This window comes from Megasphaera sp. An286 (genome assembly GCF_002163455.1).
Taxonomy (GTDB): domain Bacteria; phylum Bacillota; class Negativicutes; order Veillonellales; family Megasphaeraceae; genus Megasphaera; species Megasphaera stantonii.
Map to the genome: position 1 here is coordinate 94,035 of NZ_NFIY01000002.1, position 22,835 is coordinate 116,869.

Below are 22,835 nucleotides of genomic sequence, written 5' to 3' on the forward strand. Positions count from 1 at the left end.
CGTCAGTTCCCCTTTACGCGGTTTTCCTGAAGCTGATCGATGCAGTTTGCAACCAGTTTTGCATTCATATCCGGGTCCAGATTCTTTTTAAGCAGCTTTTCTGCCACAGCCATAGACAGCGTTACTACTTCGTTGCGCATTTCCCGGATAGCAACTTCCCGTTCGTTTGCAATTTCCGCTTGGGCAATCTGTTTTTCCCGGGCAATCTGTTCGCGTATTGCGCTGAGCTGGGCCTGCGCCTCTTTATCAGCCTGCTTTACGGCTTTATCGATAATAGCCTGGGCTTCGGCGCGGGCGCTGCGGAGCTGCGCTTCGTATTCGGCCTGCAGCTGCGCCGCCGCTTCTCTGGCCTGGGCCGCGGCGTCGAGATCCGATTCGATCTTGTTGCGGCGTTCTTCCAAAACCTTCAGCAGCGGTTTATACGCAAATTTTGCCAAAATAGCCACTAAGATAAAGAAGTTGATAATTTGGAACAACAACGTTCCTTCGGTTAAACTAACCAACGTAACACCCTCCTTTCATGATGGAATCCAGTTCCTCCACCATTAAATAAAGGGATTGGCAAATACGAGCACGATGGCGATAACGGCTGCGATAATAGGCATGGATTCGATCAAGCCGACGGAAATGAGGAAGTTGGTCAGCAGCTTGCCGCCCATTTCAGGCTGACGTGCTACGCCTTCCAGCATTTTAGAAGCAGCGTGGCCGTCGCCGACTGCAGCGCCGAGAGCTGCCAAACCGATACCAATTGCTGCGCCAAGAGCCGATAACCCTAATATCAATGCATTTTCCATAATCAATGACCTCCTAAATACGATATACAATGTAGTTTAATGCCCGCCCTGGAAGGAAGGAGCTAAGTACGATGTCGTCAATATAGTAAAAATAAACGCTTGAATTAAGCCGATGAACAAGCTGAAGATCAGCCAGACAATCGGCACGCCTGCCGGAACGAGGAAGTACAGTACTTCCAACAGGATTTCCCCGGCCAGAATGTTGCCGAAAAGACGGAAAGCCAACGTCAGCGGCTTTGTAAATTCTTCCAGCACATTGATGATGACAAAGGGAGCAAATGGCTGGAAGAAGTGCTTAAAGTGCTTCTTCACACCCTGGTTTTTCAATGCGATAACATGAACCATCGCAGAAGATACCAGCGCCAAGGCTACGGTCGTATTCAAATCGTTCGTAGGCGACGCCAGAAGATGGTTTGTCGGCAAGAGCCCCAATTCGTTGGAAAACAAGATGAACAGAAACATGGTCAGTAAGATAGATACAACCTGACTGTACTTGGGGCCAAGGGTTTCCTTAAACTGGGCGAGAAGCGCCGTGACAACCATTTCCATGGCGTTCTGCATCCCTGACGGGACGAGAGACCGCTTTCGCGTGGCTGCCAAGGAAACGATGATGACTAAGATACCGACGATCCACGTCATGATAATCGTATCCATATTGACGTTCATCCCAAGGATCTGGACGACCCAATGATGCCCCGTATGTAATTCCATACGTTTTACCTCCTTTCTTTACCGCTGGCGTACATGCCGGATCAGCATGTCGGCAAAAATCGTCACCCGATAGGTAAACAATCCGGCTACAGCAGCCCCAAAATGAATAGACGGGAACTGCGCCACGACGATTAATACCAGCGCGATCATGACAAGACGCAGGACGGCGCCGCCCCGTATCAAGGCGACAGCCCGCGCCGGCGGTAATTGTACGGCTCGCGCAGAGCGGCTGGTCAGCATCAAAAAATAGGCGATGTTGATTCCGTTGCCGATACACCAGCCCGTAATGTACTGCGTTTCCCCGCTTACGGCAAGGACGGCAGCGACAAAACATGTAAATCCGATGAGCTTGCACAACGTCGCTTTTACATACCTTACAAATTCTTCCACCAGCACCACCCTTATTTGTCTTTTTCCATATGAGACGGCTTGTCTTCATTCAAGCGCACGGCTTTCTTATACAAGGACAAAAAACCAGACGCGGCGCCTATGAGGGAACACACAATCATGCCCCACGGCGCCGTTCCGGCATGTGAGTCAATAAAACGTCCTAACGCTACGCCCGCGCAGATGCAGACAAACAAGGTCAGACCTAAGGAACCGGCAATTGCAACGATATTCCAGAGCTTCATCTGATTTGCATTGTCATCATGAGATTCAGTACGCCTCCGCTTCATGCTGCAGACACCTCTGTTTCCGTTGATGGCATAGTAGCGGTTGCGAATATCGACGTTGCGTTACCCGCAATCGCTATTGAATTATTTTAGCATGGAAAAAATTTAAAAGCAACATTTTAAATTTGTCAATATTTTCTATTAACAAAAGAAATATATGCATATCTTTTTAGGCATGAACCGGCGTCTCTTTATACATTATTGTTATAGAGAAAATTCTTCCAGCACCGTTTCTTCTCCGCCGAAGTCGCGCAGGATGGCCTGAACGATGCGCTGCGAAGCCTTCCCGTCGCCATAGGGATTGACGGCGTTGCTCATCGTATCGTAAGCGTGCCGATCCGTCAGCAGGCGCTTCGTTTCGCGATACACCACGTCTTTTTCCGTTCCGATAAGGCGTACTGTACCAGCTGCCACGGCTTCAGGCCGTTCCGTCGTATCGCGCAGCACCAGCACCGGCTTGCCCAAAGACGGGGCTTCCTCCTGAATACCGCCTGAATCGGTCAACACAAGGCTGCATTTATTCATAAGGTTGGCGAAGGGCTCGTATTCCATCGGATCGATGAGATGAATACGGTCTGCGCCGGATAATTCTTCTTCTACGACTTTTCGCACCAGCGGGTTGCGGTGCACCGGGAACACGACTTCCGTATCGGGAATTTCCTCTACGATGCTCCGCAGGGCCTTATAGATATGGCGCATCGGCTCGCCCAGGTTTTCCCGGCGGTGCGTCGTCATCAGGATGACCCGGTGGCGCAGGAAATCGATATGATTGAGCATTTCGTCTTCAAAGGTATAGGCCGGGTCGACGGTCTTCATCAAGGCGTCGATTACCGTGTTGCCCGTGACATAGATATTTTTTTCCGCTACGGCTTCTTTCAGCAGGTTGGCTTTCGCTGTCGCCGTCGGCGCAAAATGAATGGCTGCGATGGAGCCGGTCAGCTTGCGGTTCATTTCTTCCGGGAAGGGCGAATATATATTGCCCGTGCGCAGGCCCGCTTCCACGTGGCCTACGGGAATCTGCTGATAATACGCCGCCAAGGCTCCGGCGAAGGTCGTCGTCGTGTCGCCGTGAACGAGGACGATATCCGGCTTTTCCTGTTCCAACACGGATTTCAGCCCCATGAGGGATTTCGTCGTAATGTCGTATAACGTCTGTCCCTGCGACATAATATCTAAATCATAATCAGGCTCGATGCGGAATAACTCCAGCACCTGATCCAGCATCTGCCGGTGCTGGGCTGTAACGGCCACGACTGTCTGGATTTTATCGGCATGCTTTTTCAGTTCCAGTACGACCGGAGCCATCTTGATCGCTTCCGGACGCGTGCCGAATACAGTCATTACCTTAATCATAGAAATACCTCCTTAGACGAAACAATTCTACCCGCCTATTCTTTGCGGGTAGAATTGGCCGTTGTTTTTTGCAATATGCCAAGGCGTTTCGCCGTATAAATAATCACAGCAAGGACGACCACTACCGTCGCAATGCCCGTCTGATAGCTTACGTTAGCGACAAACAGGGCTACGATCCCCAGAACGATGCTGACGAAATACATGATCAATACAGCTTGCTTCTGCGACATGCCTAAAGCCAGCAGGCGATGGTGCAGATGTCCTTTATCAGGCTGAAAAATGGGCACGCCGCTCATCTTGCGGCGGATAATGGCGAATAACGTATCCAAAATGGGCAGGCCCAGAGCGATGAGCGGCACTACCAACGCGATCGTCGCCGCCGTCTTAACCAGCCCCAGCACAGCTGCGACGGCCATCGTATAGCCCAGCAGCATACTTCCCGTATCGCCCATGAAAATCTTGGCGGGGTTAAAATTGTACTGCAAAAAGCCGAGAGCCGCTCCGGCCATTGCGACGATGATCATAGCCGGCAGGTATTGGTTCATCGTATAGGCCAGCAAAAACATCGATACCGACGCGATAAACGACACGCCGGCCGCCAATCCGTCCAGGCCGTCGATCAGATTTACCGTATTCGTAAACCCGATAATCCAGAAAATCGTCACCGGAATAGCGACGAGCTCCGGCAGCACGATGAGCGTGCCGAAGGGATTTGTCAGCCATTCGATCTGAATTCCAAAGGCGATGGGAATACATGCCGCAACGATCTGTCCGACTAATTTTACTTTAGCCGGAATATTGCAGATATCGTCCCAAATGCCCAAGGCGACGATAGCCGTGCATCCCAGGAGAAGGCCCAGCAGCTCGTGGCGCACGGGTACGCAAAAGAGTACGGCCGCCATGAAGCCGACGTAGATAGCCAGCCCGCCCAGCCGCGGTATGGCGTGAGTATGGACCTTTCTCGCATTAGGTTTGTCAACGGCGCCGACTTTAATTGCCAACTTTTTAACGCCTGGCGTCAATACATATGCAACTATGAGGGCAATCAAAAACGGCACAAAATATTCAAGCACAACACACGCCTACTTTCCGTAACATCATTAGTTTGTCAGACTGCGCATCGGTGCAGGGATGCGTCCGCCGCGGGCGATAAATGCGTCCGACTTGTATTTATTTACGTTGATAATCGGGCAGTAGCCAAGAAGGCCGCCGAATTCAACCGTATCGCCGACGTCTTTGCCCGGAACGGGAATGACGCGGACGGCTGTCGTCTTGTTGTTAATCATGCCGATAGCCGCTTCATCGGCAATAATAGCGGAAATCGTCGCCGCCGACGTATCGCCGGGAATGGCGATCATGTCGAGGCCGACGGAGCACACGCAGGTCATAGCTTCCAGTTTTTCCAAGGTCAGGCTGCCTCTGCCGACGGCTTCCAGCATCCCCTTGTCTTCGCTGACAGGAATAAACGCGCCCGACAAGCCGCCGACGCGGGACGAAGCCATGAGGCCGCCCTTTTTCACTGCGTCGTTCAGCAAAGCCAGAGCCGCCGTCGTACCGCAGGCGCCGCAGCTTTCAAGACCCATTTCTTCCAAAATGTCGGCTACGCTGTCGCCGACAGCCGGCGTAGGAGCTAAGGACAGGTCGATGATGCCGAAGGGAACGTTGAGCCGCTTCGACGCTTCCATGGCGACGAGCTGCCCTACGCGGGTAATCTTGAAGGCCGTCTTCTTGATCGTTTCGGCAACGACATCGAAAGGTTCGCCCTTGACATTTTCCAATGCCCGTTTGACGACGCCCGGTCCGCTGACGCCGACGCTGACGCAGCAGTCGCCGTTCGTCACGCCGTGGAAGGCGCCGGCCATGAAGGGGTTGTCTTCAACGGCGTTGGAAAATACAACCAATTTCGCGCAGCCTAAGGCATCCTTATCCTTCGTCCGTTCGGCCAAATCCTTGAATACCCGGCCCATTTCAGCGATGGCATCCATGTTGAGGCCGGCTTTCGTCGAGCCGACGGCAACGGAGCTGCATACCAAATCGGTGCAGGCCAGGCTTTCGGCGATGGAGTCGATGAGACGGCGGTCGCCGTCCGTAAAGCCCCGTTCCACCAGCGCGGAAAAACCGCCGATGAAGTCGATACCGATTTCCTTCGCCGCCTTGTCGAGCGTTCTGGCGATTTCAACGTAATTCGTCAAATCGCTGGCTCCGGCTACCAGGCTGATAGGCGTAACGGCTACGCGCTTGTTAATGATCGGCACGCCGTATTCGCGGGCAATGTCTTCGCCCGTCTTGACGAGGTTCTCGCCGTACGACGTGATTTTATCGTAAATATTGCGGCATAATACCTTGCCGTCGCTGGAACAGCAGTCAAGAAGACTAATCCCCATCGTAATCGTACGGACGTCCAGATTATTCTTCTGTATCATTTGATTCGTTTCTAATACGTCATGGATTGTCAGCATACCCGGTTCTCCTTATCCTACTTGATGCATCGCATCGAAAATGGCCTGGTTCTGCGCCCGGATTTCTACGCCCAGGGCGTCGCCCTTTTCCCGCAGGATAGCCTGAAGGCCTTCCAAATCGACGGTCGACTGCTCCATGTCTACGATCATCGCCATATTGAAAATACCGTCCAAAATGACCTGATTTATCGTCATAATATTAATCTGGTGTTCTGCCATGACCTGGCTTACTGTAGCGATAATGCCAGTCCGGTCTACTCCGACTACGGTGATAACAACTTTCATGGGGATTCCACTCCTTTATTGCATATCTTTAATTTCTTTCTAATCTACCATGCCCTTTATTATACCATAAGTCAATCGCAAAATTCTACTGCTACGCCACATAATAGCGCCGTTTCGCCGCGCCGCTTACGGAAATTCCCCGGAAAAGAAAGGACACGCTTTCGCCCGTCCTTTCTTCTTTCCGTTAAGGTATAGTATTGTCTTATTTAGCCAAAGCCTTGGAAATCAGCGCCTTGCCTTCTTCCAGCAGCGCCGCCGCCTGTTCCTGGGATACGAAGCTTTCTGCATACAGCTTGTACAGATCTTCCGTACCGGACGGGCGCGCCGCTACCCAGCCGTCGTCGGTCGCGATCTTGACGCCGCCGATAGCGAAGTCGCCGTATGGGGACTTGGACAGCACCGCCTTGATTTCACTGCCGCACAGGGTCTTTTCCGTAACGTCGCTTTCCGTCAGGGAGCTGATCTGATCCTTTTCTTCCAGCGTCGCCGGCGCATCGCTGCGCATCGTGTACGGACGGCCCAGCTTTTCGCACAAATCATTGTAGTAGTCGATAGGCGATTTGCCCGTAACGGCCTTGATTTCCGCAGCTAAGAGGCACATGATCATGCCGTCTTTATCCGTCGTCCAGACGCTGCCGTCTTTCGCGACAAAGGAGCCGCCGGCGCTTTCTTCGCCGGAAAAGGCGATTTTACCTTCCGTGTACAAGGAGCCGAAATATTTAAAGCCGACGGGCACTTCGTAGCAGGGAATACCGAGCATAGCCGCCGAGCGGGCCAGCATATCCGTCGTGACAACGGTCTTGGCGATACCCCGTCCGGCAAAGTTGCGGTGAGTCATCAGATAGTGGGACGCCACCGTCAGGTAAGCGTTGGCCGAAATCATGCCCTGCGCGCCGGAAACGATGCCGAAACGGTCGTAGTCCGGGTCGTTGGCCAAAATCAGGTCGTATTTGTCCTTGCTCTGCGTAACAGCCGACATGACGTATGCCGACGAGCAGTCCATGCGGACCTTGCCGTCATGGTCGTAATTCATAAAGGTAAACTGCGGATCGTACGTATCATTGACGAAGTCGATGGGAATATGATACTGTTCCGAAATCTTGTGCCAGTAATTCATGCCCGAGCCGCCCAGGGCGTTGACCATAATGCGCAGGTTCGCGCCGCGGATAGCGTCCATATCGATAATGGATTCAAGTTCTGCCACATACAGGCCCTTGTAGTCGTACGGCACGACCCACTGGCTGTTCTTCGCGTCTTCATAGGACATGCTCTTGACTTCGGCGTTGTGGCCGGCCAGCAGGCGGTTTGCTTCCGCTTCAATCGCCTTGGTAATATCCGACTCTGCCGGGCCGCCGGTAATCGGGTTGTACTTGATACCGCCGTGTTCGGGAGGATTATGGGACGGCGTAATGATCAAGCCGTCGGCCAGCTTTTCGCTGCGGCAGTCATTGTAGCGGAGAATGGCCCGCGATACGGACGGCGTCGGCACAAAGTCATTTTCGCTGTCTACATAAGCCGTAACGCCGTTAGCCGCCAATACGCCCAAGACCGTTTCATAGGCCAGCTTGGACAAATAGTGGGTATCTTCACCGACGAACAAGGGGCCTTCTGCGCCGAACTGCTTGCGGAAGTTGCAGACAGCCTGGGCAATAGCCGCGACGTGGTCGGCCGTAAAGCTGCCGTTTCCAGCCTGTCCGCGATGGCCCGACGTGCCAAAGCGCACCTGCTGATGCGGATCGCTTACGTCAGGATGAGTATTGGCATAGGCCGCCGCAATAGCCTGCAAATCAATATAATCCTCTTTTCTTACTTTCGTTCCTGCTAATTCATGTACTGCCATTTCTGATCACCTGATTCGATTTTGACAAGCATACTGCTTTTCTATACAATAAGAATGCAATATAAAGGCAAACTTACATTTACTGCTTGCAGCATGCTGCAAAAGTAATATTTTATGTTTATTATACCAAATTTTCTTGAATTACGACAGTAAGTTATCCAAAGAAAGGATGAAGACCCATGAAATGCATTTCCTGGAATGTAAACGGCCTGCGCGCCGTAATGAAAAAAGGATTTATGGATGTTTTTTCCGCTCTGGACGCCGATATTTTCTGCCTGCAGGAAACAAAGCTCCAGGAAGGTCAAATTGATCTGGACTTGCCCGGCTACGAGCAGTATTGGAACTACGCCGACCGGAAGGGCTACAGCGGCACGGCCATCTTTACGAAACGCAAGCCCCTGTCCTGCTCGTACGGCATGGGCATCGACGAACACGACCATGAAGGCCGCCTGATTACGCTGGAATTCGATGACATATACTTCGTCACCTGCTACACCCCCAACAGTCAGTCGGAACTAGCCCGTCTCGACTACCGCATGACCTGGGAAGACGATTTTCGCCGCTATCTCGTCGAGCTCAACAAAACCAAGCCTGTCGTGCTGTGCGGCGACCTGAACGTGGCCCACGAAGAAATCGACTTAAAAAATCCCAAGACCAACCGCAAAAACGCCGGCTTTTCCGACGAAGAACGGCAGAAGATGACAGAACTGCTGGCCGCCGGATTTACAGACACGTGGCGCTATTTCTATCCTGACAAAGAAGGCGTGTACTCCTGGTGGAGCTATCGCTTCAAAGCCCGTCAGAACAACGCCGGATGGCGCATTGACTATTTCATCACGTCCAAAGATTTGGACAGCCGGTTAGAACAAGCCGAAATCTACACCGACATCACAGGCAGCGACCACTGCCCAGTCGGATTAGTGCTGAAGTAAATCGTATACCTGCCTTTATAGAAATACCCCTGCCGGTGCGGCAGGGGTATTTGCATGCATATTTTTCTATTTATTAAAATGCGTTGTGAGAGTATTCATAATACAAATCGGTCAGTTCATCCATCTTGTCATTCATGACGACCATGAGGTCCGAAGCGGCGTCGTAGTCGTTAGCGGCCAAGGCCTTTTTAATCTTGGAGAAGATGGACAAGCTCTTATCCGTATCGCGGCCTAATTCCGTGCGGAGGGCGTTGATCTTCGTCCACCGTTCGGCTTCCAGCGGATTGGTATCGGCTTCCATGTGCAGCGGTTTTGCCGAAATGACCTTGGACAAGTTGTCGGGGATAATACGGAACTGCAGTTCCAAGGCCCAGCGATTCAGGGCGCCCAATTTAAACGATTCCATGATGCGCTTTTCAAAAGCCGGGCAGGCCAAGGTATCCAATTTTTCCGGATGGAGTTCGAGGGCTTTGAAGTTTTCCCATACGGTGCGTGGAGCTTTACCGAACATGGCGTCCCGTTCCGCTGCCGTGAATTCTTCAAATACGTCGACTTCAGAGCGATATGCCCGGTCGGTTTCCAGATAATCGGCGGCTTCGCCCGGTTTCTTGGACAGTTCAGCCAACAATTCGGCCGGCGTCTTGCCGCTGGAAAGGGCGTACTTGATGCCGTCGAGAGCGCTGAGGTAGCCCATGGCGATGGCGATATACGTGTTGGTAAAGGGGTTGGGAGCGCGCAGCTCGAAGCGTGTAGCCTTCGGGCTTTCGGTGTTGCGAATCAAGCCGATCAGGACGGAACGGTTACGGGTAGGAACGTCCGGCGTTTCGCCGCCCAGGGACGTTACGATGCAGACCGGTGCTTCAAAGCCCGGTTTCAAGCGGTTCAGCGAGTCCGTCGTCGCCGAAACGAAGGGATTCATGACTTCATAGTGCTTCAGTATGCCCATGATAGCGCCGTAGCCGAGGGACGACATAAATTCTTCATTCATATCGTCGGGGTTGAACAGGTTGACGAACTTGCCGCTCTTTAAGATAGCGCCCAATCCAAAGTGGGTGTGTTCGCCGGAGCCGGCAACACCCTGAATCGGTTTGGCCTGGAAGGTAACTTCAAGGCCGTTTTCGCGGAATACTTCGCGGACGATGATGCGGGCCTGGATTTCGTTGTCCGCCGTCTGTACGGGATCGTTGGTAAATGCCCAGTCGACTTCGATCTGTTCCAATACGAAAATCAATTTGCCCGAATCGTCAATCTGAGCTTTAATGCCGCCGACTTCCTTATGGCCCATTTCAGGATTGAGCCCGTATTTTTCAAGGCGTTCGACAGTCTGTTCCAAGGCCGTGCGGACGACGCCGTGCGTACGCTGCCAGTACTGTTCCTGCAATTTCTGAGAAGCCGAAAGGAGGCGCGTTTCTACGTCCTGGCTCGGCGTCTTGACCCAGAATTCCAATTCCGTCGCTGTCGTGAATACGATTTTTTCGATGTCGTCAGGATTTACAGACAAGCCTTTAATCCCGTATTTTTTAATCAGCGCTAATATCTGTTCGCCAACATAATCCGTCGTATTGCGGAGAATCGAACGGGAATCGATGTAGCCCGTCGCATGGCACAAAAAGCTCGGAATACGCAGCGTGCCTACAGGACGGCCCGTAGCCGGGTCGATATTACCGTCGTTGTAGTCTACGAACCAGTTGACGCCAGGATCTGCTTTCATATCGACGCGAGCGTCCGACAATGTAGCAATCCCGGGAAGTACGACAGAAGAACCATCAGTCTGCACAGCCGTACCGTTGAAGAATTTTTCATAATCGTCGAAAAATACGGAAATAGGAATCTTTTCATCCGTATCGTTGCCAGCCAGATCGACACCGACGAGAGATACGAATTTAATTTCCGGGTGCTGTTCCAATAACGCCAGCACGCCTTCCTTGCCATACTGTCCTGCCGGAATTACGTATACCAAATCATCTTTTACCATAGGTACATCCTCCTTTTAATACAAAAAGACTCCGCCCCTGCTATCTTTTCAGATATAGGTTCGAAGTCTTCTTTGACTTTGCATACATGATTTTGTTGTCGTAAATCATGTTAAAATAATACAATCAATTAGTTTATTTGTCAATATATTTTATGATAAAAACTAATTATGTTGTAAAATTTCTTTGACAATAGCTGAAACAACTTTTCCGTCGGCCTTGCCCTTTACATGCGGCATAACCGCCTTCATGACGTCGCCCATCTTCATGCCGTCGTTTCCGGCGACGATGTCCGTCACGATCTTCCGGATTTCATCTTCCGAAAGCTGCTTGGGCATATACTTTTCCAGGACAGCCATTTCTGCCTTTACCTGTTCTACCAGATCGGCGCGGCCGGCCTTTTCAAAATCTGCCAACGATTCTTTGCGCTGTTTCATTTCTTTCGCAATGACTGCTCCGACGCCGGCGTCGTCTAATTCGCATTTGCCGTCGATTTCCGTATTGCGGATAGCCGAGCGGACCATGCGGATCACCGATAACGCCGTCTTTCCTGCTTCTTTCGCTTTCATTGCGTCTTTCATGTCCTGAAGCAGTTGTTCCTTTAGAGACATGGTATCACCCTTCTTACTGTTGACGATTATGCTCTGTATTTCCGTTTACGTGCTGCTTCGGATTTTTTCTTTCTCCGTACACTCGGTTTTTCATAGTGTTCGCGTTTCCGTACTTCGGAGAGAACACCTGCCTTTTGGCAAGAACGCTTGAAGCGGCGAAGTGCGCTGTCCAACGTTTCGTTTTTACCTACTTTGATTTCTGCCATCTATTATCCCTCCCTCCAAATTATGTTAGGGAGTGCTTTTATTGCACACAATGAAATTATACTCAAAATGAGTCATTTTGTCAAATGGGACTGACTGACCGCCCTTGCATCGTTACACAGGCCGCAAAGCCAGCAGTCATGAGCTGTTTCGCCGTATTGTTATCCCCTTTCGGCAGGAGCATCGTACGATGGAGACAACATAAATCTGTCAAATAGGCTCTATATTGCAGTAAAAATATCGTAATATCCCGCCTACTCGCGAATAAATTGACTGAATACGTAATTCCCATAATCCCGGCCCAAGGCAGTCATGCGGCAGCCGGCTGGCGTTACCTCCAACAGTTTCTGTGACAGAAGACGATGTAGCACGTCGGTAAACTCGTCTTCTACAGAACAGCCGAAGCGCTGCCGAAAATCGGCGTAGTCAATGCCTTTGCGCATGCGCAGGGCTAAAAAACAATAATCCTCGACGGCTCGGTTTCGGTCAATGACAACGCGTTCCGCCGCCGCGTCTTCCCTGCCGGCCTTGCGGATATACAGGGGAATATTCGCAATATTAGCCCAGCGTTCGTCATGATAAAAAGAATGAGCCGACGGCCCGAAGCCGATGTACGGTTCGTACTGCCAATACTTGCAGTTGTGCCGGGACAAACAGCCGTCCTTGGCATAGCTGGAAATTTCATAGTGCGAAAAGCCCAACCGGTGCATAGCCCGATGAACGGCCTGCCCCATTTGTTCTATCTCCTCGTCGTTCGGAAGAAGGCAGCGGCCTTTGCGCAAATCATCCCACAAGGGCGTATGCTCTTCTACGATAAGGCTGTATATGGACGCGTGGCATACGGGCAAGGACGCCAGCACTTCCATATCGGCGCAGACCATCTCTTCCGTCTGCCCCGGCAGGCCGTACATGAGGTCGATGGAAATATTTCTGACGCCGCCGTCCCAAACGGCCTGCACAGCTCGTTTTCCCTCGTCTGTCGTGTGAACCCGTCCGAGAAAGCGCAGCATGCCGTCGTCGAAGGACTGAATGCCGAGGCTCATGCGGTTGACGCCAAGAGCCGCCAGCTCGCGGACGTACTGGCGGCTCACGCTGTCCGGATTCGCCTCCACTGTAATTTCTGCATCGGCGGCAATGTCAAAACGCGCCTCGAGGCATTTCATGATGGAGCCGATTTGGCCGGCCCGCAGCAGCGACGGCGTACCGCCTCCGAAATAAACAGTATCAGCCTGCTCCCCGCGGGTAAACAGGCTGATTTCGCGGCATACGGCGTCGACGTAGGCATTGATATACGATTCGACGCCGCTGTACGACGGAAAGTCGCAGTACCGGCATTTTTTGACGCAAAACGGGACGTGCACGTACAGGCCGATCATTTGTCGTCTACCTGCAGGACGGCCATGAAGGCTTCCTGAGGAATTTCGACGGTGCCGAACTGCTTCATGCGCTTCTTCCCTTCTTTCTGCTTTTCCAGCAGCTTGCGCTTACGCGTAATATCGCCGCCGTAGCACTTGGCCAATACGTCCTTGCGCAGGGCCGCGACGTTTTCCCGGGCAATAATCTTGTTGCCCAGCGCGGCCTGGATGGGGATCTGGAACAGCTGGCGCGGAATGAGGCTGCGCAGCTTTTCGACGAGAGCCCGGCCGCGGCGGGCGGCAAATTCGCGATGCACGATGACGCTCAGGGCGTCGACGACTTCGCCGTTGATGAGGATATCCATCTTCACCATAGGCGAGGACTGATACCCGTTGAGCTCGTAATCAAGAGACGCATACCCTCGCGTCGCCGATTTCAAAACATCGAAATAGTCGTACAATATTTCACACAACGGAAGATTATATACAAGGGAAACTCTCGTTTCATCGAGATAGTCCATCGTCTCATACTGGCCGCGGCGATTTTGGGAAATTTCCATGACCGTGCCGACCATTTCCTTCGGAATGATAATCGTCGTCTTGACGAAGGGTTCTTCGATATGATCGATTTTCGTCATATCCGGCATGAGAGCCGGGTTGTCTACCTCAACCATCGTGCCGTCCGTGCAGTACACGTGGTAAATAACAGACGGAGCCGTCGTAATCAGCGTCAGGCCGTATTCCCGCTCCAATCGTTCGCGGACGACGTCCATGTGTAGCAGGCCCAGAAAGCCGCAGCGGAAACCAAAGCCCAAGGCCGTCGACGTCTCCGGTTCAAATAACAGGGCCGCATCGTTGAGGTGAAGCTTTTCCAGGGCGTCGCGCAGGTTATCGTAATCGTTCGTTTCAACGGGATATAAGCCGCAGTATACCATCGGCACGGCTTTGCGGTAGCCCGGCAGGGCTTCCGACGCCGGATTATCGGCCAGCGTCACCGTATCGCCGACGCGGCAGTCGCGAACGTTCTTCATGCTGGCAGCTAAATAGCCTACGCTGCCGCATTCCAGCGACGGCACGGGATACATCTGCGGCAGGAAAACGCCCGTTTCGATGACTTCGAACTCCTTGCCTGAAGCCATCATGCGGATGCGGTCGCCAGGCTTGACGCTGCCTTCCATGATGCGGATGTTGGCAATAGCCCCTTTGTACGGGTCGAAATGGGAGTCGAAAATAAGAGCCCGCAACGGTTTGTCGGGAGCGTCAGCCGGCTCGGGAACGTGCTTTACGATCGCTTCGAGCACGTCGTCTATGCCGACGCCGGTCTTCGCGCTGACCAGTATAGCTTCCGACGCGTCCAGCCCGATGAGGTCTTCAATTTCCTTACGCACCCGGTCGGGATCGGCGCTGGGCAAGTCAATTTTATTGATGATAGGAATGATTTCCAAATCATGTTCCAAGGCCAAGTACACGTTTGCCAATGTCTGCGCTTCTACGCCCTGCGTTGCGTCGACGATGAGCAGCGCCCCCTCGCAGGCCGCCAGGCTGCGGGATACTTCGTAGTTGAAGTCGACATGGCCCGGCGTGTCGATCAAGTTCAGCGTGTACTGATGACCGTCTTTCGCATCGTACATGAGACGCGCCGACTGGGCTTTGATGGTAATGCCTCGTTCACGTTCCAAATCCATCGTATCGAGCAGCTGATCTTCCATTTCACGCTGCGAAACGGTTCCTGTCCGTTCCAGCAGCCGGTCGGCCAGCGTCGATTTCCCATGGTCTATATGGGCAATAATTGAAAAATTGCGAATATATTTTGTCGCCACGTTATCTCTCCTCTTTCAGTATTTCAATTTACATAATGATGCCGCCGCCTAAAACGCGGTCGCCCGTCTCGGCGTCGTACAGGACCAGTGCCTGTCCCGCCGTGACCGCCCGCTGGGGCTGGTCGAAAGTAACGCAGATATGGCCGTGTTCTTCCGGTTGGACCGTGCAGGGCGATTCCTTGGCGGCATAGCGTATTTTTCCCAAAGCACGGAAGCGCCCTTCAGGCTCTCCTTCTACCCACGATACGCCTTCAGCCCGTACCTCTGCAGAAAATAAATCGTCGTTCGAACCGACGACGACCTGGTTACGAGCCACATCCAGTGCCGTAACGTAATACGGCCCGCCGGGACCGCCCAAATTCAAGCCGCGGCGCTGGCCAATTGTATACGCCGGAATGCCTTCGTGCCGGCCGATGACTTGGCCGTCTGCATCGACAAAATTTCCGGCCTTAAACATGCCGGCCCGTTCCCGGCGCAGAAATCCCTTATAGTCATTGTCGGGAATAAAGCAAATATCTTGGCTCTCCGGTTTATTAAACACGGGCAACCCCCATTCCTGCGCCATTGCCCGCGTATCGCTTTTTTCAAAATCAGCCATAGGGAACAAGACGTGGGGAAGCAAATCCTGCGTCAGCTGATACAGCACGTACGATTGATCCTTGCGCCGGTCTGAACCGCGAAGCAGCGTATACACGCCCCGTTCCGTATCGTAGGCCGTGCGGGCATAATGCCCCGTCGCCAGCAGGTCGGCGCCTCGACGGCGCGCTTCGTCCCACAGCCGGCCAAATTTAACGCACCGATTGCAGGCGACGCAGGGATTGGGCGTCTTTCCCCGGCCGTAAGCGTCAATAAAATATTCTACGACATCGCGCCGGAAGGTGTCGCTAAAGTCCAGCGTGTCATGGGGAATTCCCAATATATCGGCTACCGCCTTGGCATCGGCGGCGCTTTTTTCCGCCGCTTCGCCGTCCCACAGGCGCATCGTAATGCCGATGACATCATATCCCTTTCGTTTCAGCAGCGCCGCTGTAACGGAACTGTCCACGCCGCCGCTCATGGCAACGGCAACTCGTTTCTGCATGGTATATTCCCCCCTTTTTGCACGACGCGGCTCTGCCGCATCTGCCGTCTCTGCAAGACAATACAGCGGCCGGCGCCCGTTTGCTCCAGGAGCCGCCGCTTATGTACCACATAGTAGTCAAAGCTTCCTGTATTGAAGCCTATTATTAATAATATCATAATATATTGGCAGTGGCTAGTAACAGCCGCATAAAAAAGGGCCGCATCACAGTGCAGCCCTTTGAAAATCACATCTTATCTGTTTTTTATAACCTTTTTCAGCACGATGACCACCGGCACGGTAATAACGGCCGACACCACGGCTTCGGGAATCCCGTTGAACAGGCAGACGCCTACGATGATGTTGACGACGTTATCCAGGGGAATATTGCGGAGCTCGGCAAAGTCCTTTGCATAAATCAAGTAAATACCGCCCATAACGCCGACCGTATTGATGACCGATCCGATAAAGCCGGCAACAGCCAGACTGAACGATTCCTTGTGAATCGCCTTCCATACGGCTTTATACACATAATAGGTCCCCAAGCCGATCAGTACGCGGGGAACGACGGAAATCAGCGGATTTAAAAAGGCGAAGGACAATACGACAGGCGTCGTAATCGCCTGGAAAATACTGAAGCAGCCGAAGATAAAGCCAACCATAACGCCGACGCGCGGCCCGGCTACCAGAGCGCCGATAATAACAGGCACATGCAGGATCGTCGCTTTCATCAGCGGCAGGGGAATGAATCCATACCCCGTCAGGCCTAACAACATCGTAATTCCCGACAGCATGCCGACGATAGTCAGCTCCCGCGTCGTCAGCAAGGCCCGTTTACGGACGCCGCCCGGCGCTTTGACACCCATTTCTTTTTGCATACATAGTTCCTCCGTTCTCGCTCTTCAAAACAAAGATACAAGTCGCACATCGTATCACAGCGCTGCTTTCAGGCCCTCTTCCAGTCTCGCTCTTCAGATGCCAACTGGATCATGACACATACAGGCCTGCAGCAACCATGCGTAGTATATCATACTTGCTGACCCTTGCCAATAGATTTTGCAAAATTTGTGAAAATTACCACAAGCTTGAAAAGAAGGCTGAAATATGGTAAACTATTGCCTGTCATATTGAGCGAGTGTGGCGGAATGGCAGACGCACCAGACTTAGGATCTGGCGTCGTACGACGTAAGGGTTCAAGTCCCTTCACTCGCACCAACTCAGGCAGAATCAGCAGTTGCTGGTTCTGCCGTTTTTCGTTGTCCCCATAACATTTGGTGTCTTTGCCCCCATTTTGACCCCATCACCAGAACATCAGCAATTCTCATATTCTCCCGCACCGGTGCTGCCGTCGTTGCAATCCTAAAAATAGCTTTTTTCCATATACTAATACACCCACATCGTATCTCGTTATTCTCAAAATTCATATCAATTTTATTCTCAATTACTATAGACATTTTGAGAGAGTAGGTATATACTATAGGAACATCCCATACTGCGCAGCGACATAGTACTGAAATGGTTTTTCTTAGGAGGAATGCCTTATGAAATTCGCTAAATTTATATTGCCTTACGTATTAATTTCGCCGGTATCCGTAGCCGTATTCTTCATTGCCCTCTTTGTGTCCTGCATCGCCATTGAATTCGTCATGAACGGCATGCTGCATGCATTGGGAATCTTTTCCCTCGTATCGCAGGCTTTCCGCAATATTTTCGTATCCGCAGCCGGTTCCGGCATTTCCCTGATTGCTGCCGCGTTGTTCATGAATAAGGCAGTTCATGAAATGAGGCAGCTTCAATTTATACATTAGAATATACAGCATTTGACACTCTGCATACACTGCAGAGTATTTTTTTGCCGTTTTACAATCACTCTCTGCCAAAAGCCTCGTTCATCCGCTCTAAAAACAACTCCGCTGCCGGCGAGAACACCTGATACTTTTTCCAGATGACGTTCATGCCCGACTCCAATAACGGCATCAGCGGGCGAAAACAAAGGGGACTGTCTTCCGACGTATGGGCCAGCTTATCGAGGGTCACGGCATAGCCTATGCCGGCTTCCACCATAATGGCCGCGTTGTACACGAGATTAAACGTCGTCACGACATGGAGTCTGTCAAAATCGTCGCCGAACCAGTCGGCAAACTCATTTTCCGTCCGGCGCTGTGTCATGACCTGCCGCGAGCAGATGAGAGGCACGTCGAGAAGGTCCTCTTTCCGAATGCTCTCTTTGGCTGCCATGGGGCTATCCTTTCGCATGATAACGCCCCAGCGGTCCTTGCTGGGCAAATTGATGTAATCGTACTTGGAAATATCGGCGGGCTGAATCAGGATGCCGAAGTCGAGAAGCCCCTTGTCCAGCCGTTCGGTTACGTCTTCGGCGTTGCCGCTGTACAAATGGTAATGAATATCCGGATATTCCTCCTGCAGCTCCCGGATGATTTCAGCAATCTGCCGGATAGCCTGCGTCTCGCCGCCGCCGATGTAAATATCGCCGCTTACGGCGTTTTCCCTGGCCAAAAACTCCGCTTCCGTCTTGTCGACCATGGAAATGATTTCTTCAGCCCGCTTGCGCAGCCGCATCCCTTCCGGCGTAAGGACGACGCGATGGCTTTTTCGCACCAAGAGCTGACAGCCTAATTCTTCTTCCAAGTCCTTAATCTGCCGCGACAATGTCGGCTGCGTCAGGTGAAGAAAATTCGCCGCCCCCGTAATGTTCCCCTCGCGGGCTACGGCTAAAAAATACCGAAGCACTCTCAGTTCCATACTCTCTCCCCCTCTATCACTGCTGCCGTCGTATTCTTTATATATCTTTAAGTTCTTCTTTTGATTTTCATTATGGCCTCCTATGAAATGCCTGTCAAGTATATCATGAGATAAAATCAAAGCATTAGCTATATATCTGCATCGGCGTTACAATAAAGACAGCAAGGAGGTGACCTCGAATGACCGCAGCCGCAGAAACCGATATATTCAAGATACAAAGGAATCTGTCCGACGCCGGATTCGCCCCTTCCCTGATTCAGAAATTTCTCAGCCTATCTCAGCAAAAAAAGCGAAAGGAACAGTATCTGCTGCTGGCTCGCCATCGGGCGGAGCTGCTCGAGGAATTACATCATACGCAGTATAAAATCGACTGCCTTGACTACATGGTCTACGTCATGAAAAAAGAGGACAAGCCGATTGATGGACATGTATGAGGAGGTACATATGAAACGAACGACTTTAGCTAAGAAACTTCGGATAGCCCTGGCCGTCATGGCGTTCGCCGGCTGCGCGACGAGTTTCGCCGCCGACAGCACAGCAGATGCGGCCGCGGCGCCGGCTGCAAAGACGCAAAATGAAATGAAAAGACAACTTACAAGGGAGGCAACCTATATGGAAGAACAATTGACATTAACACAAGAATGGGATAAAACATTCCCCAAAAGCGATAAGGTCAACCACCGCAAAGTCACATTCCACAACCGCTACGGCATTACCCTCGCCGCCGACCTGTACGAACCGAAGCGCTATGAAGGCAAGTTAGCGGCCATCGCCGTCTGCGGGCCCTTCGGCGCCGTCAAGGAACAGGCTGCGGGCCTGTACGCCCAGGCCATGGCCGAACGAGGATTCCTGACCATCGCCTTCGACCCGTCCTTTACCGGCGAAAGCGGCGGCCAGCCGAGATACGTCGCCTCGCCGGACATCAACACAGAAGACTTCCAGGCTGCCGTCGATTTTCTCTCCGTTCAGGATAACGTCGACCCGGAAAAAATCGGCATCATCGGCATTTGCGGCTGGGGCGGCATGGCCCTGAACGCCGCGGCTATCGATACGCGCATCAAAGCAACCGTCGCCTCGACGATGTACGATATGACCCGCGTGACGGCCAACGGCTATTTCGACGCTGAAAACAGCGAAGAAGCGCGCTACGCAAAACGCAAAGCCTTGAACGCCCAGCGCACGGAAGATTACAAAAAAGGCTCCTATGCCTTAGCCGGCGGACTTCCCGACGAACTTCCACCCGACGCCCCCTTCTTCGTAAAAGATTACTACGATTATTACAAGACGAGCCGCGGCTATCATCCCCGTTCGCTCAATTCCAACGGCGGCTGGAACGTCACGTCGTCCCTGTCGTTCCTGAACATGCCCATCCTGCAGTATGCCGATGAAATCCGCAATGCCGTCCTGATTATCCATGGCGAAAAAGCCCATTCGTGCTACTTCAGCCGCGACGCCTATGCCAAATTAAAGGGGGATAATAAAGAACTCCTGATCATCCCCGGCGCAGTTCATACCGATTTATATGATAAAACCGACGTGATTCCCTTTGATAAAATGACGGAATTTTTCCGAGCCAATTTATCCTAATTATCTCGTTTCACCACTGCATCTGTACAGACGTCAAGGGAGGTATTACCGATGCATACGACTGCCATTCCCTCTATAATCCTGAATAACGGCGTATCCATGCCCATATTAGGCCTGGGTATCTACGCCCTCCACGGCGCGGACTGCGAGCGCGCCGTCTGCGAAGCCGTCGACCTGGGCTACCGCCTGTTCGACACGGCCCAAATGTACGGCAACGAAAGAGAGCTGGGCAATGCCCTGAAAATCTGCGGCGTGCCGCGGGAAGAAGTATTTATCACGACGAAGCTCTACTCGCCCACAACGACATATAAAAAAGCCAAAGCGGCTATTTCGGAATCCCTCAAAGCGCTGCAAACCGATTATATCGACCTGCTGCTGATCCACGAGCCTTACAGCTCGTCCCTCGAGATGTATGAAGCCATGAAAGAAGCCTATGAAGACGGTAAAATCAGAGCTTTAGGCCTTTCCAATTTCAGCGCCGCCCGCTATTTAAACTTCATTCAGTCCTGCGGCGTCATTCCGGCTGTCAATCAAGTAGAAGCCCACGCCTTTTATCAGCAAAAGCATTTGCAGGCCGTCCTTGAACAACACGGCACGCGCATGGAAGCATGGAGCCCCTTTGCGGCCGGAAAGAACCATTTCTTTACCAATCCTATATTACAGTCCGTCGGCAAAAAGTACGGCAAGACGGCGGCTCAAGTCGGCCTGCGCCTCCTCGTCCAGCGCGGCGTCGTCGCCATTCCCAAGTCAGGCCATGCCGGCCGGCTGAAACAAAACCTCGACATTTTCGATTTTTCCTTATCCGACGAGGACTTGCAGCAAATTCAGTCCCTAGAAGGCGAACGCAGCTTATTCGGCTGGTACGATTAGACGCAATGTCATCATAAAACTTATCATGCACAACTAAACGGCAAAGAACGAGCACGATTCTCTTCTTTGTCGTTTTTCTTGACAACCTGCGCCGCCGCAGGCCATACTAAATGCATATTCATTAATTTACAGGAGGCTGCCATGACATTTGCATACTTAGTAATGGGCCCGTTCGACAGCCGGACGGACCGCGCCGCCATACACGACGGCATGATACAGGTAATCGGCGTCGCCGACGTGCAGGACGCGATTGCCGTCGCCAAAGAATTGCAGGAACAAGGAATCAGCTGCATCGAGCTGTGCGGAGCCTTCGGGCCAGAGAATGCCAAGAAAATCATCGACGCGACGGGAAATACAATTCCCATCGGCTTTGCAACGCACCTTCCCGAACAGGAAGCCTTGTATCAAGCTACCTTCTCCGCATAATAGGAACGATAAAAAATGGACTGCCAGCGCATGACGGGCAGTCCATTTTTTATCGTCTCATATGAAGTTCTGTATCATCGGCCTATACCGGCGAATCGTCAGGCAGCTATCAGGCCTTCATCTTTTTGATTTCTTCTTCCAGTACGGGCATGACTTCAAAGAGGTCGCCGACGATGCCGTAATGAGCAAACTGGAAAATAGGAGCGTCGGGATCGGTGTTGACGGCAATGATGATGTCCGAATCCTGAACGCCTAATTTATGCTGAATCGCGCCGGATACGCCGAGAGCAATGTAAATCTTCGGCGCAATCTTCTTGCCTGTAATACCGATCTGAATATCGTGCAAGGCCCAGCCGTTGTCGACGAGGGGCTTCGATACGCCGAATCCGGCTCCGATCGCTTCAGCGAAGGCTTTTACCTTGTTCATGCCTTCTTCATCGCCTACGCCACGGCCTGCGCCGACGACAATTTCTGCTTCTTCCAGGCTCAGTTCCGCAACGTCGGCTGGCAGCGCTTCGAAAGCCGTGACCTTCTGTACGGCCTTCAAGCCGCCCAAATCAACGGTTTCCGTAATGATTTCACCGCTGCGGCTGTCGTCGAATCCATTGCCGCGGAAAATCTTGTCGCTGATCGTAGCCAGCTGGGGACGGGTCGTCGTCAAAATCTTGACGAACAGCTTGCCCGTATAGGCCGGACGAATCCAGGTCAGCGTATCGTCGTCGCCTTCATAGCGGACGTCGATGCAGTCGGCGACGAGGCCCAAATTCATTGCGGCAGATAAGCGGCCGCCCAAATCGCGGCCGTTATTGGACGCGCCGATGAGGATAACGCTCGGTTCGTATTTTTTAGCGACTTCTTCTACGGCCTTCGTGTATAATACCGAATCAAAGGCCGCCAATTCGGGATTGTTGACGACTACGACGGCGTCGGCGCCATAGGAAATCACATCCTGCGCGGCCTTTTCATCGCCTACGACGAGGCCGACTAATGTATTGTTGCGAGCATCGGCCAATTCACGGCCTTTGCCTAATAATTCAGCGCTGAGGGGGCTTACCTTTCCATCTGCGACTTCGACGTAAACCCAGACATTTTGTTTCAATTCCATGATACGGCCCTCC

Annotated in this window: 25 protein-coding genes and 1 tRNA gene; 7 read left to right on the forward strand and 19 right to left on the reverse strand. The window is 52.3% G+C overall.

The window, feature by feature from the left end:
• Positions 1 to 2 precede the first annotated feature (2 nt).
• The 10 genes from atpF to B5F80_RS01690 all read right to left on the reverse strand — a co-directional run bounded on the left by atpF (position 3) and on the right by B5F80_RS01690 (position 8,116).
• Positions 3 to 503: a F0F1 ATP synthase subunit B gene (gene atpF, locus B5F80_RS01645; protein WP_087477078.1), complete on the reverse strand. Its 501-nt coding sequence runs from the start codon at positions 501 to 503 to the stop codon at positions 3 to 5.
• A gap of 42 nt (positions 504 to 545) precedes the next feature.
• A complete protein-coding gene (gene atpE / locus B5F80_RS01650) occupies positions 546 to 794 on the reverse strand; it encodes a F0F1 ATP synthase subunit C (protein ID WP_087477079.1) in 249 nt (82 codons plus the stop codon).
• A gap of 36 nt (positions 795 to 830) precedes the next feature.
• Positions 831 to 1,505: a F0F1 ATP synthase subunit A gene (atpB, locus tag B5F80_RS01655; protein ID WP_087477080.1), complete on the reverse strand. Its 675-nt coding sequence runs from the start codon at positions 1,503 to 1,505 to the stop codon at positions 831 to 833.
• 18 nt (positions 1,506 to 1,523) lie between these two features.
• The gene (locus B5F80_RS01660; RefSeq protein WP_087477176.1) at positions 1,524 to 1,895 is read right to left on the reverse strand and encodes an ATP synthase subunit I; all 372 of its coding nucleotides are present in this window, start codon (positions 1,893 to 1,895) and stop codon (positions 1,524 to 1,526) included.
• Positions 1,896 to 1,906: 11 nt separating this feature from the next.
• The gene (locus B5F80_RS01665; protein WP_087477081.1) at positions 1,907 to 2,182 is read right to left on the reverse strand and encodes an AtpZ/AtpI family protein; all 276 of its coding nucleotides are present in this window, start codon (positions 2,180 to 2,182) and stop codon (positions 1,907 to 1,909) included.
• 201 nt (positions 2,183 to 2,383) lie between these two features.
• On the reverse strand, positions 2,384 to 3,532 hold the full coding sequence (gene wecB, locus B5F80_RS01670) for a UDP-N-acetylglucosamine 2-epimerase (non-hydrolyzing) (protein ID WP_087477082.1): 1,149 nt from the start codon (positions 3,530 to 3,532) through the stop codon (positions 2,384 to 2,386).
• Between the two features lie 35 nt (positions 3,533 to 3,567).
• Positions 3,568 to 4,605: an MraY family glycosyltransferase gene (locus B5F80_RS01675; protein WP_087477083.1), complete on the reverse strand. Its 1,038-nt coding sequence runs from the start codon at positions 4,603 to 4,605 to the stop codon at positions 3,568 to 3,570.
• 27 nt (positions 4,606 to 4,632) lie between these two features.
• Complete coding sequence (locus B5F80_RS01680; RefSeq protein ID WP_087477084.1) at positions 4,633 to 5,991, reverse strand: PFL family protein; 1,359 nt, start codon at positions 5,989 to 5,991, stop codon at positions 4,633 to 4,635.
• Between the two features lie 12 nt (positions 5,992 to 6,003).
• Positions 6,004 to 6,276, reverse strand: a complete 273-nt coding sequence (locus tag B5F80_RS01685) for an ACT domain-containing protein (protein WP_087477085.1) — start codon at positions 6,274 to 6,276, stop codon at positions 6,004 to 6,006.
• A gap of 202 nt (positions 6,277 to 6,478) precedes the next feature.
• Complete coding sequence (locus B5F80_RS01690) at positions 6,479 to 8,116, reverse strand: phosphoglucomutase (RefSeq protein ID WP_087477086.1); 1,638 nt, start codon at positions 8,114 to 8,116, stop codon at positions 6,479 to 6,481.
• 179 nt (positions 8,117 to 8,295) lie between these two features.
• Here B5F80_RS01690 and B5F80_RS01695 point away from each other — a divergent pair, with 179 nt between their 5' ends.
• The gene (locus B5F80_RS01695) at positions 8,296 to 9,048 is read left to right on the forward strand and encodes an exodeoxyribonuclease III (protein WP_087477087.1); all 753 of its coding nucleotides are present in this window, start codon (positions 8,296 to 8,298) and stop codon (positions 9,046 to 9,048) included.
• A 73-nt stretch (positions 9,049 to 9,121) separates the two neighbouring features.
• Here the strand turns inward: B5F80_RS01695 and B5F80_RS01700 are convergent, their stop codons facing one another.
• The 7 genes from B5F80_RS01700 to B5F80_RS01730 all read right to left on the reverse strand — a co-directional run bounded on the left by B5F80_RS01700 (position 9,122) and on the right by B5F80_RS01730 (position 16,949).
• Entirely contained in the window at positions 9,122 to 11,023 is a 1,902-nt protein-coding gene (locus tag B5F80_RS01700) for a glutamine synthetase (protein ID WP_087477088.1), read from the reverse strand.
• Positions 11,024 to 11,185: 162 nt separating this feature from the next.
• The gene (locus B5F80_RS01705) at positions 11,186 to 11,632 is read right to left on the reverse strand and encodes a GatB/YqeY domain-containing protein (RefSeq protein ID WP_087477089.1); all 447 of its coding nucleotides are present in this window, start codon (positions 11,630 to 11,632) and stop codon (positions 11,186 to 11,188) included.
• 26 nt (positions 11,633 to 11,658) lie between these two features.
• Complete coding sequence (rpsU, locus tag B5F80_RS01710) at positions 11,659 to 11,838, reverse strand: 30S ribosomal protein S21 (RefSeq protein ID WP_087477090.1); 180 nt, start codon at positions 11,836 to 11,838, stop codon at positions 11,659 to 11,661.
• Positions 11,839 to 12,090: 252 nt separating this feature from the next.
• The gene (gene hemW, locus B5F80_RS01715) at positions 12,091 to 13,212 is read right to left on the reverse strand and encodes a radical SAM family heme chaperone HemW (RefSeq protein WP_087477091.1); all 1,122 of its coding nucleotides are present in this window, start codon (positions 13,210 to 13,212) and stop codon (positions 12,091 to 12,093) included.
• Positions 13,209 to 15,011 carry a translation elongation factor 4 gene (lepA, locus tag B5F80_RS01720; RefSeq protein ID WP_087477092.1) on the reverse strand — a complete coding sequence of 601 codons (1,803 nt, stop codon included), beginning with the start codon at positions 15,009 to 15,011 and terminating at the stop codon, positions 13,209 to 13,211. Before lepA ends, hemW begins: the two co-directional genes overlap by 4 nt.
• Positions 15,012 to 15,039: 28 nt before the next feature.
• On the reverse strand, positions 15,040 to 16,092 hold the full coding sequence (mnmA, locus tag B5F80_RS01725; RefSeq protein WP_087477093.1) for a tRNA 2-thiouridine(34) synthase MnmA: 1,053 nt from the start codon (positions 16,090 to 16,092) through the stop codon (positions 15,040 to 15,042).
• A gap of 233 nt (positions 16,093 to 16,325) precedes the next feature.
• Positions 16,326 to 16,949 (reverse strand): ECF transporter S component, encoded by a 624-nt coding sequence (locus tag B5F80_RS01730; protein WP_239386279.1) that lies wholly within the window; start codon positions 16,947 to 16,949, stop codon positions 16,326 to 16,328.
• Between the two features lie 253 nt (positions 16,950 to 17,202).
• Between B5F80_RS01730 and B5F80_RS01735 the strand changes: the two genes are divergently transcribed.
• Positions 17,203 to 17,286 (forward strand) — tRNA-Leu (locus B5F80_RS01735).
• Between the two features lie 326 nt (positions 17,287 to 17,612).
• Positions 17,613 to 17,879: a hypothetical protein gene (locus B5F80_RS01740; protein ID WP_087477094.1), complete on the forward strand. Its 267-nt coding sequence runs from the start codon at positions 17,613 to 17,615 to the stop codon at positions 17,877 to 17,879.
• A 58-nt stretch (positions 17,880 to 17,937) separates the two neighbouring features.
• Here the strand turns inward: B5F80_RS01740 and B5F80_RS01745 are convergent, their stop codons facing one another.
• Complete coding sequence (locus B5F80_RS01745) at positions 17,938 to 18,834, reverse strand: LysR family transcriptional regulator (RefSeq protein WP_087477095.1); 897 nt, start codon at positions 18,832 to 18,834, stop codon at positions 17,938 to 17,940.
• Positions 18,835 to 19,013: 179 nt separating this feature from the next.
• On the opposite strand from B5F80_RS01745, the gene B5F80_RS01750 reads away from it, so the two are divergent.
• The 4 genes from B5F80_RS01750 (at position 19,014) to B5F80_RS01765 (ending at position 21,717) form a co-directional block, all read left to right on the forward strand.
• The gene (locus B5F80_RS01750) at positions 19,014 to 19,268 is read left to right on the forward strand and encodes a hypothetical protein (RefSeq protein ID WP_087477096.1); all 255 of its coding nucleotides are present in this window, start codon (positions 19,014 to 19,016) and stop codon (positions 19,266 to 19,268) included.
• 10 nt (positions 19,269 to 19,278) lie between these two features.
• Positions 19,279 to 20,421 (forward strand): alpha/beta hydrolase, encoded by a 1,143-nt coding sequence (locus tag B5F80_RS01755; protein ID WP_239386280.1) that lies wholly within the window; start codon positions 19,279 to 19,281, stop codon positions 20,419 to 20,421.
• 51 nt (positions 20,422 to 20,472) lie between these two features.
• Positions 20,473 to 21,291, forward strand: coding sequence for an aldo/keto reductase (locus tag B5F80_RS01760; protein WP_204246314.1), 819 nt, complete (start codon positions 20,473 to 20,475; stop codon positions 21,289 to 21,291).
• Positions 21,292 to 21,432: 141 nt separating this feature from the next.
• Positions 21,433 to 21,717: a DUF6506 family protein gene (locus B5F80_RS01765; protein ID WP_087477097.1), complete on the forward strand. Its 285-nt coding sequence runs from the start codon at positions 21,433 to 21,435 to the stop codon at positions 21,715 to 21,717.
• A 109-nt stretch (positions 21,718 to 21,826) separates the two neighbouring features.
• Here B5F80_RS01765 and B5F80_RS01770 read toward each other — a convergent pair whose 3' ends face one another.
• Complete coding sequence (locus tag B5F80_RS01770) at positions 21,827 to 22,822, reverse strand: electron transfer flavoprotein subunit alpha/FixB family protein (protein WP_087477098.1); 996 nt, start codon at positions 22,820 to 22,822, stop codon at positions 21,827 to 21,829.
• Positions 22,823 to 22,835: the final 13 nt, after the last annotated feature.

What these genes read in the sequence shown, in the direction of transcription:
- wecB (WP_087477082.1), bottom strand. Translation starts at nt 3,532, where the DNA reads ATGATTAAGGTAATGACTGTATTCGGCACGCGTCCGGAAGCGATCAAG.
- B5F80_RS01680 (WP_087477084.1), bottom strand. Translation starts at nt 5,991, where the DNA reads ATGCTGACAATCCATGACGTATTAGAAACGAATCAAATGATACAGAAG.
- B5F80_RS01685 (WP_087477085.1), bottom strand. Translation starts at nt 6,276, where the DNA reads ATGAAAGTTGTTATCACCGTAGTCGGAGTAGACCGGACTGGCATTATC.
- B5F80_RS01665 (WP_087477081.1), bottom strand. Translation starts at nt 2,182, where the DNA reads ATGAAGCGGAGGCGTACTGAATCTCATGATGACAATGCAAATCAGATG.
- B5F80_RS01770 (WP_087477098.1), bottom strand. Translation starts at nt 22,822, where the DNA reads ATGGAATTGAAACAAAATGTCTGGGTTTACGTCGAAGTCGCAGATGGA.
- mnmA (WP_087477093.1), bottom strand. Translation starts at nt 16,092, where the DNA reads ATGCAGAAACGAGTTGCCGTTGCCATGAGCGGCGGCGTGGACAGTTCC.
- B5F80_RS01730 (WP_239386279.1), bottom strand. Translation starts at nt 16,949, where the DNA reads ATGCAAAAAGAAATGGGTGTCAAAGCGCCGGGCGGCGTCCGTAAACGG.
- B5F80_RS01745 (WP_087477095.1), bottom strand. Translation starts at nt 18,834, where the DNA reads ATGGAACTGAGAGTGCTTCGGTATTTTTTAGCCGTAGCCCGCGAGGGG.
- B5F80_RS01700 (WP_087477088.1), bottom strand. Translation starts at nt 11,023, where the DNA reads ATGGTAAAAGATGATTTGGTATACGTAATTCCGGCAGGACAGTATGGC.
- atpE (WP_087477079.1), bottom strand. Translation starts at nt 794, where the DNA reads ATGGAAAATGCATTGATATTAGGGTTATCGGCTCTTGGCGCAGCAATT.
- B5F80_RS01705 (WP_087477089.1), bottom strand. Translation starts at nt 11,632, where the DNA reads ATGTCTCTAAAGGAACAACTGCTTCAGGACATGAAAGACGCAATGAAA.
- B5F80_RS01760 (WP_204246314.1), top strand. Translation starts at nt 20,473, where the DNA reads ATGCATACGACTGCCATTCCCTCTATAATCCTGAATAACGGCGTATCC.
- B5F80_RS01695 (WP_087477087.1), top strand. Translation starts at nt 8,296, where the DNA reads ATGAAATGCATTTCCTGGAATGTAAACGGCCTGCGCGCCGTAATGAAA.
- B5F80_RS01690 (WP_087477086.1), bottom strand. Translation starts at nt 8,116, where the DNA reads ATGGCAGTACATGAATTAGCAGGAACGAAAGTAAGAAAAGAGGATTAT.
- atpB (WP_087477080.1), bottom strand. Translation starts at nt 1,505, where the DNA reads ATGGAATTACATACGGGGCATCATTGGGTCGTCCAGATCCTTGGGATG.
- rpsU (WP_087477090.1), bottom strand. Translation starts at nt 11,838, where the DNA reads ATGGCAGAAATCAAAGTAGGTAAAAACGAAACGTTGGACAGCGCACTT.
- B5F80_RS01765 (WP_087477097.1), top strand. Translation starts at nt 21,433, where the DNA reads ATGACATTTGCATACTTAGTAATGGGCCCGTTCGACAGCCGGACGGAC.
- B5F80_RS01750 (WP_087477096.1), top strand. Translation starts at nt 19,014, where the DNA reads ATGACCGCAGCCGCAGAAACCGATATATTCAAGATACAAAGGAATCTG.
- B5F80_RS01740 (WP_087477094.1), top strand. Translation starts at nt 17,613, where the DNA reads ATGAAATTCGCTAAATTTATATTGCCTTACGTATTAATTTCGCCGGTA.
- hemW (WP_087477091.1), bottom strand. Translation starts at nt 13,212, where the DNA reads ATGATCGGCCTGTACGTGCACGTCCCGTTTTGCGTCAAAAAATGCCGG.
- B5F80_RS01755 (WP_239386280.1), top strand. Translation starts at nt 19,279, where the DNA reads ATGAAACGAACGACTTTAGCTAAGAAACTTCGGATAGCCCTGGCCGTC.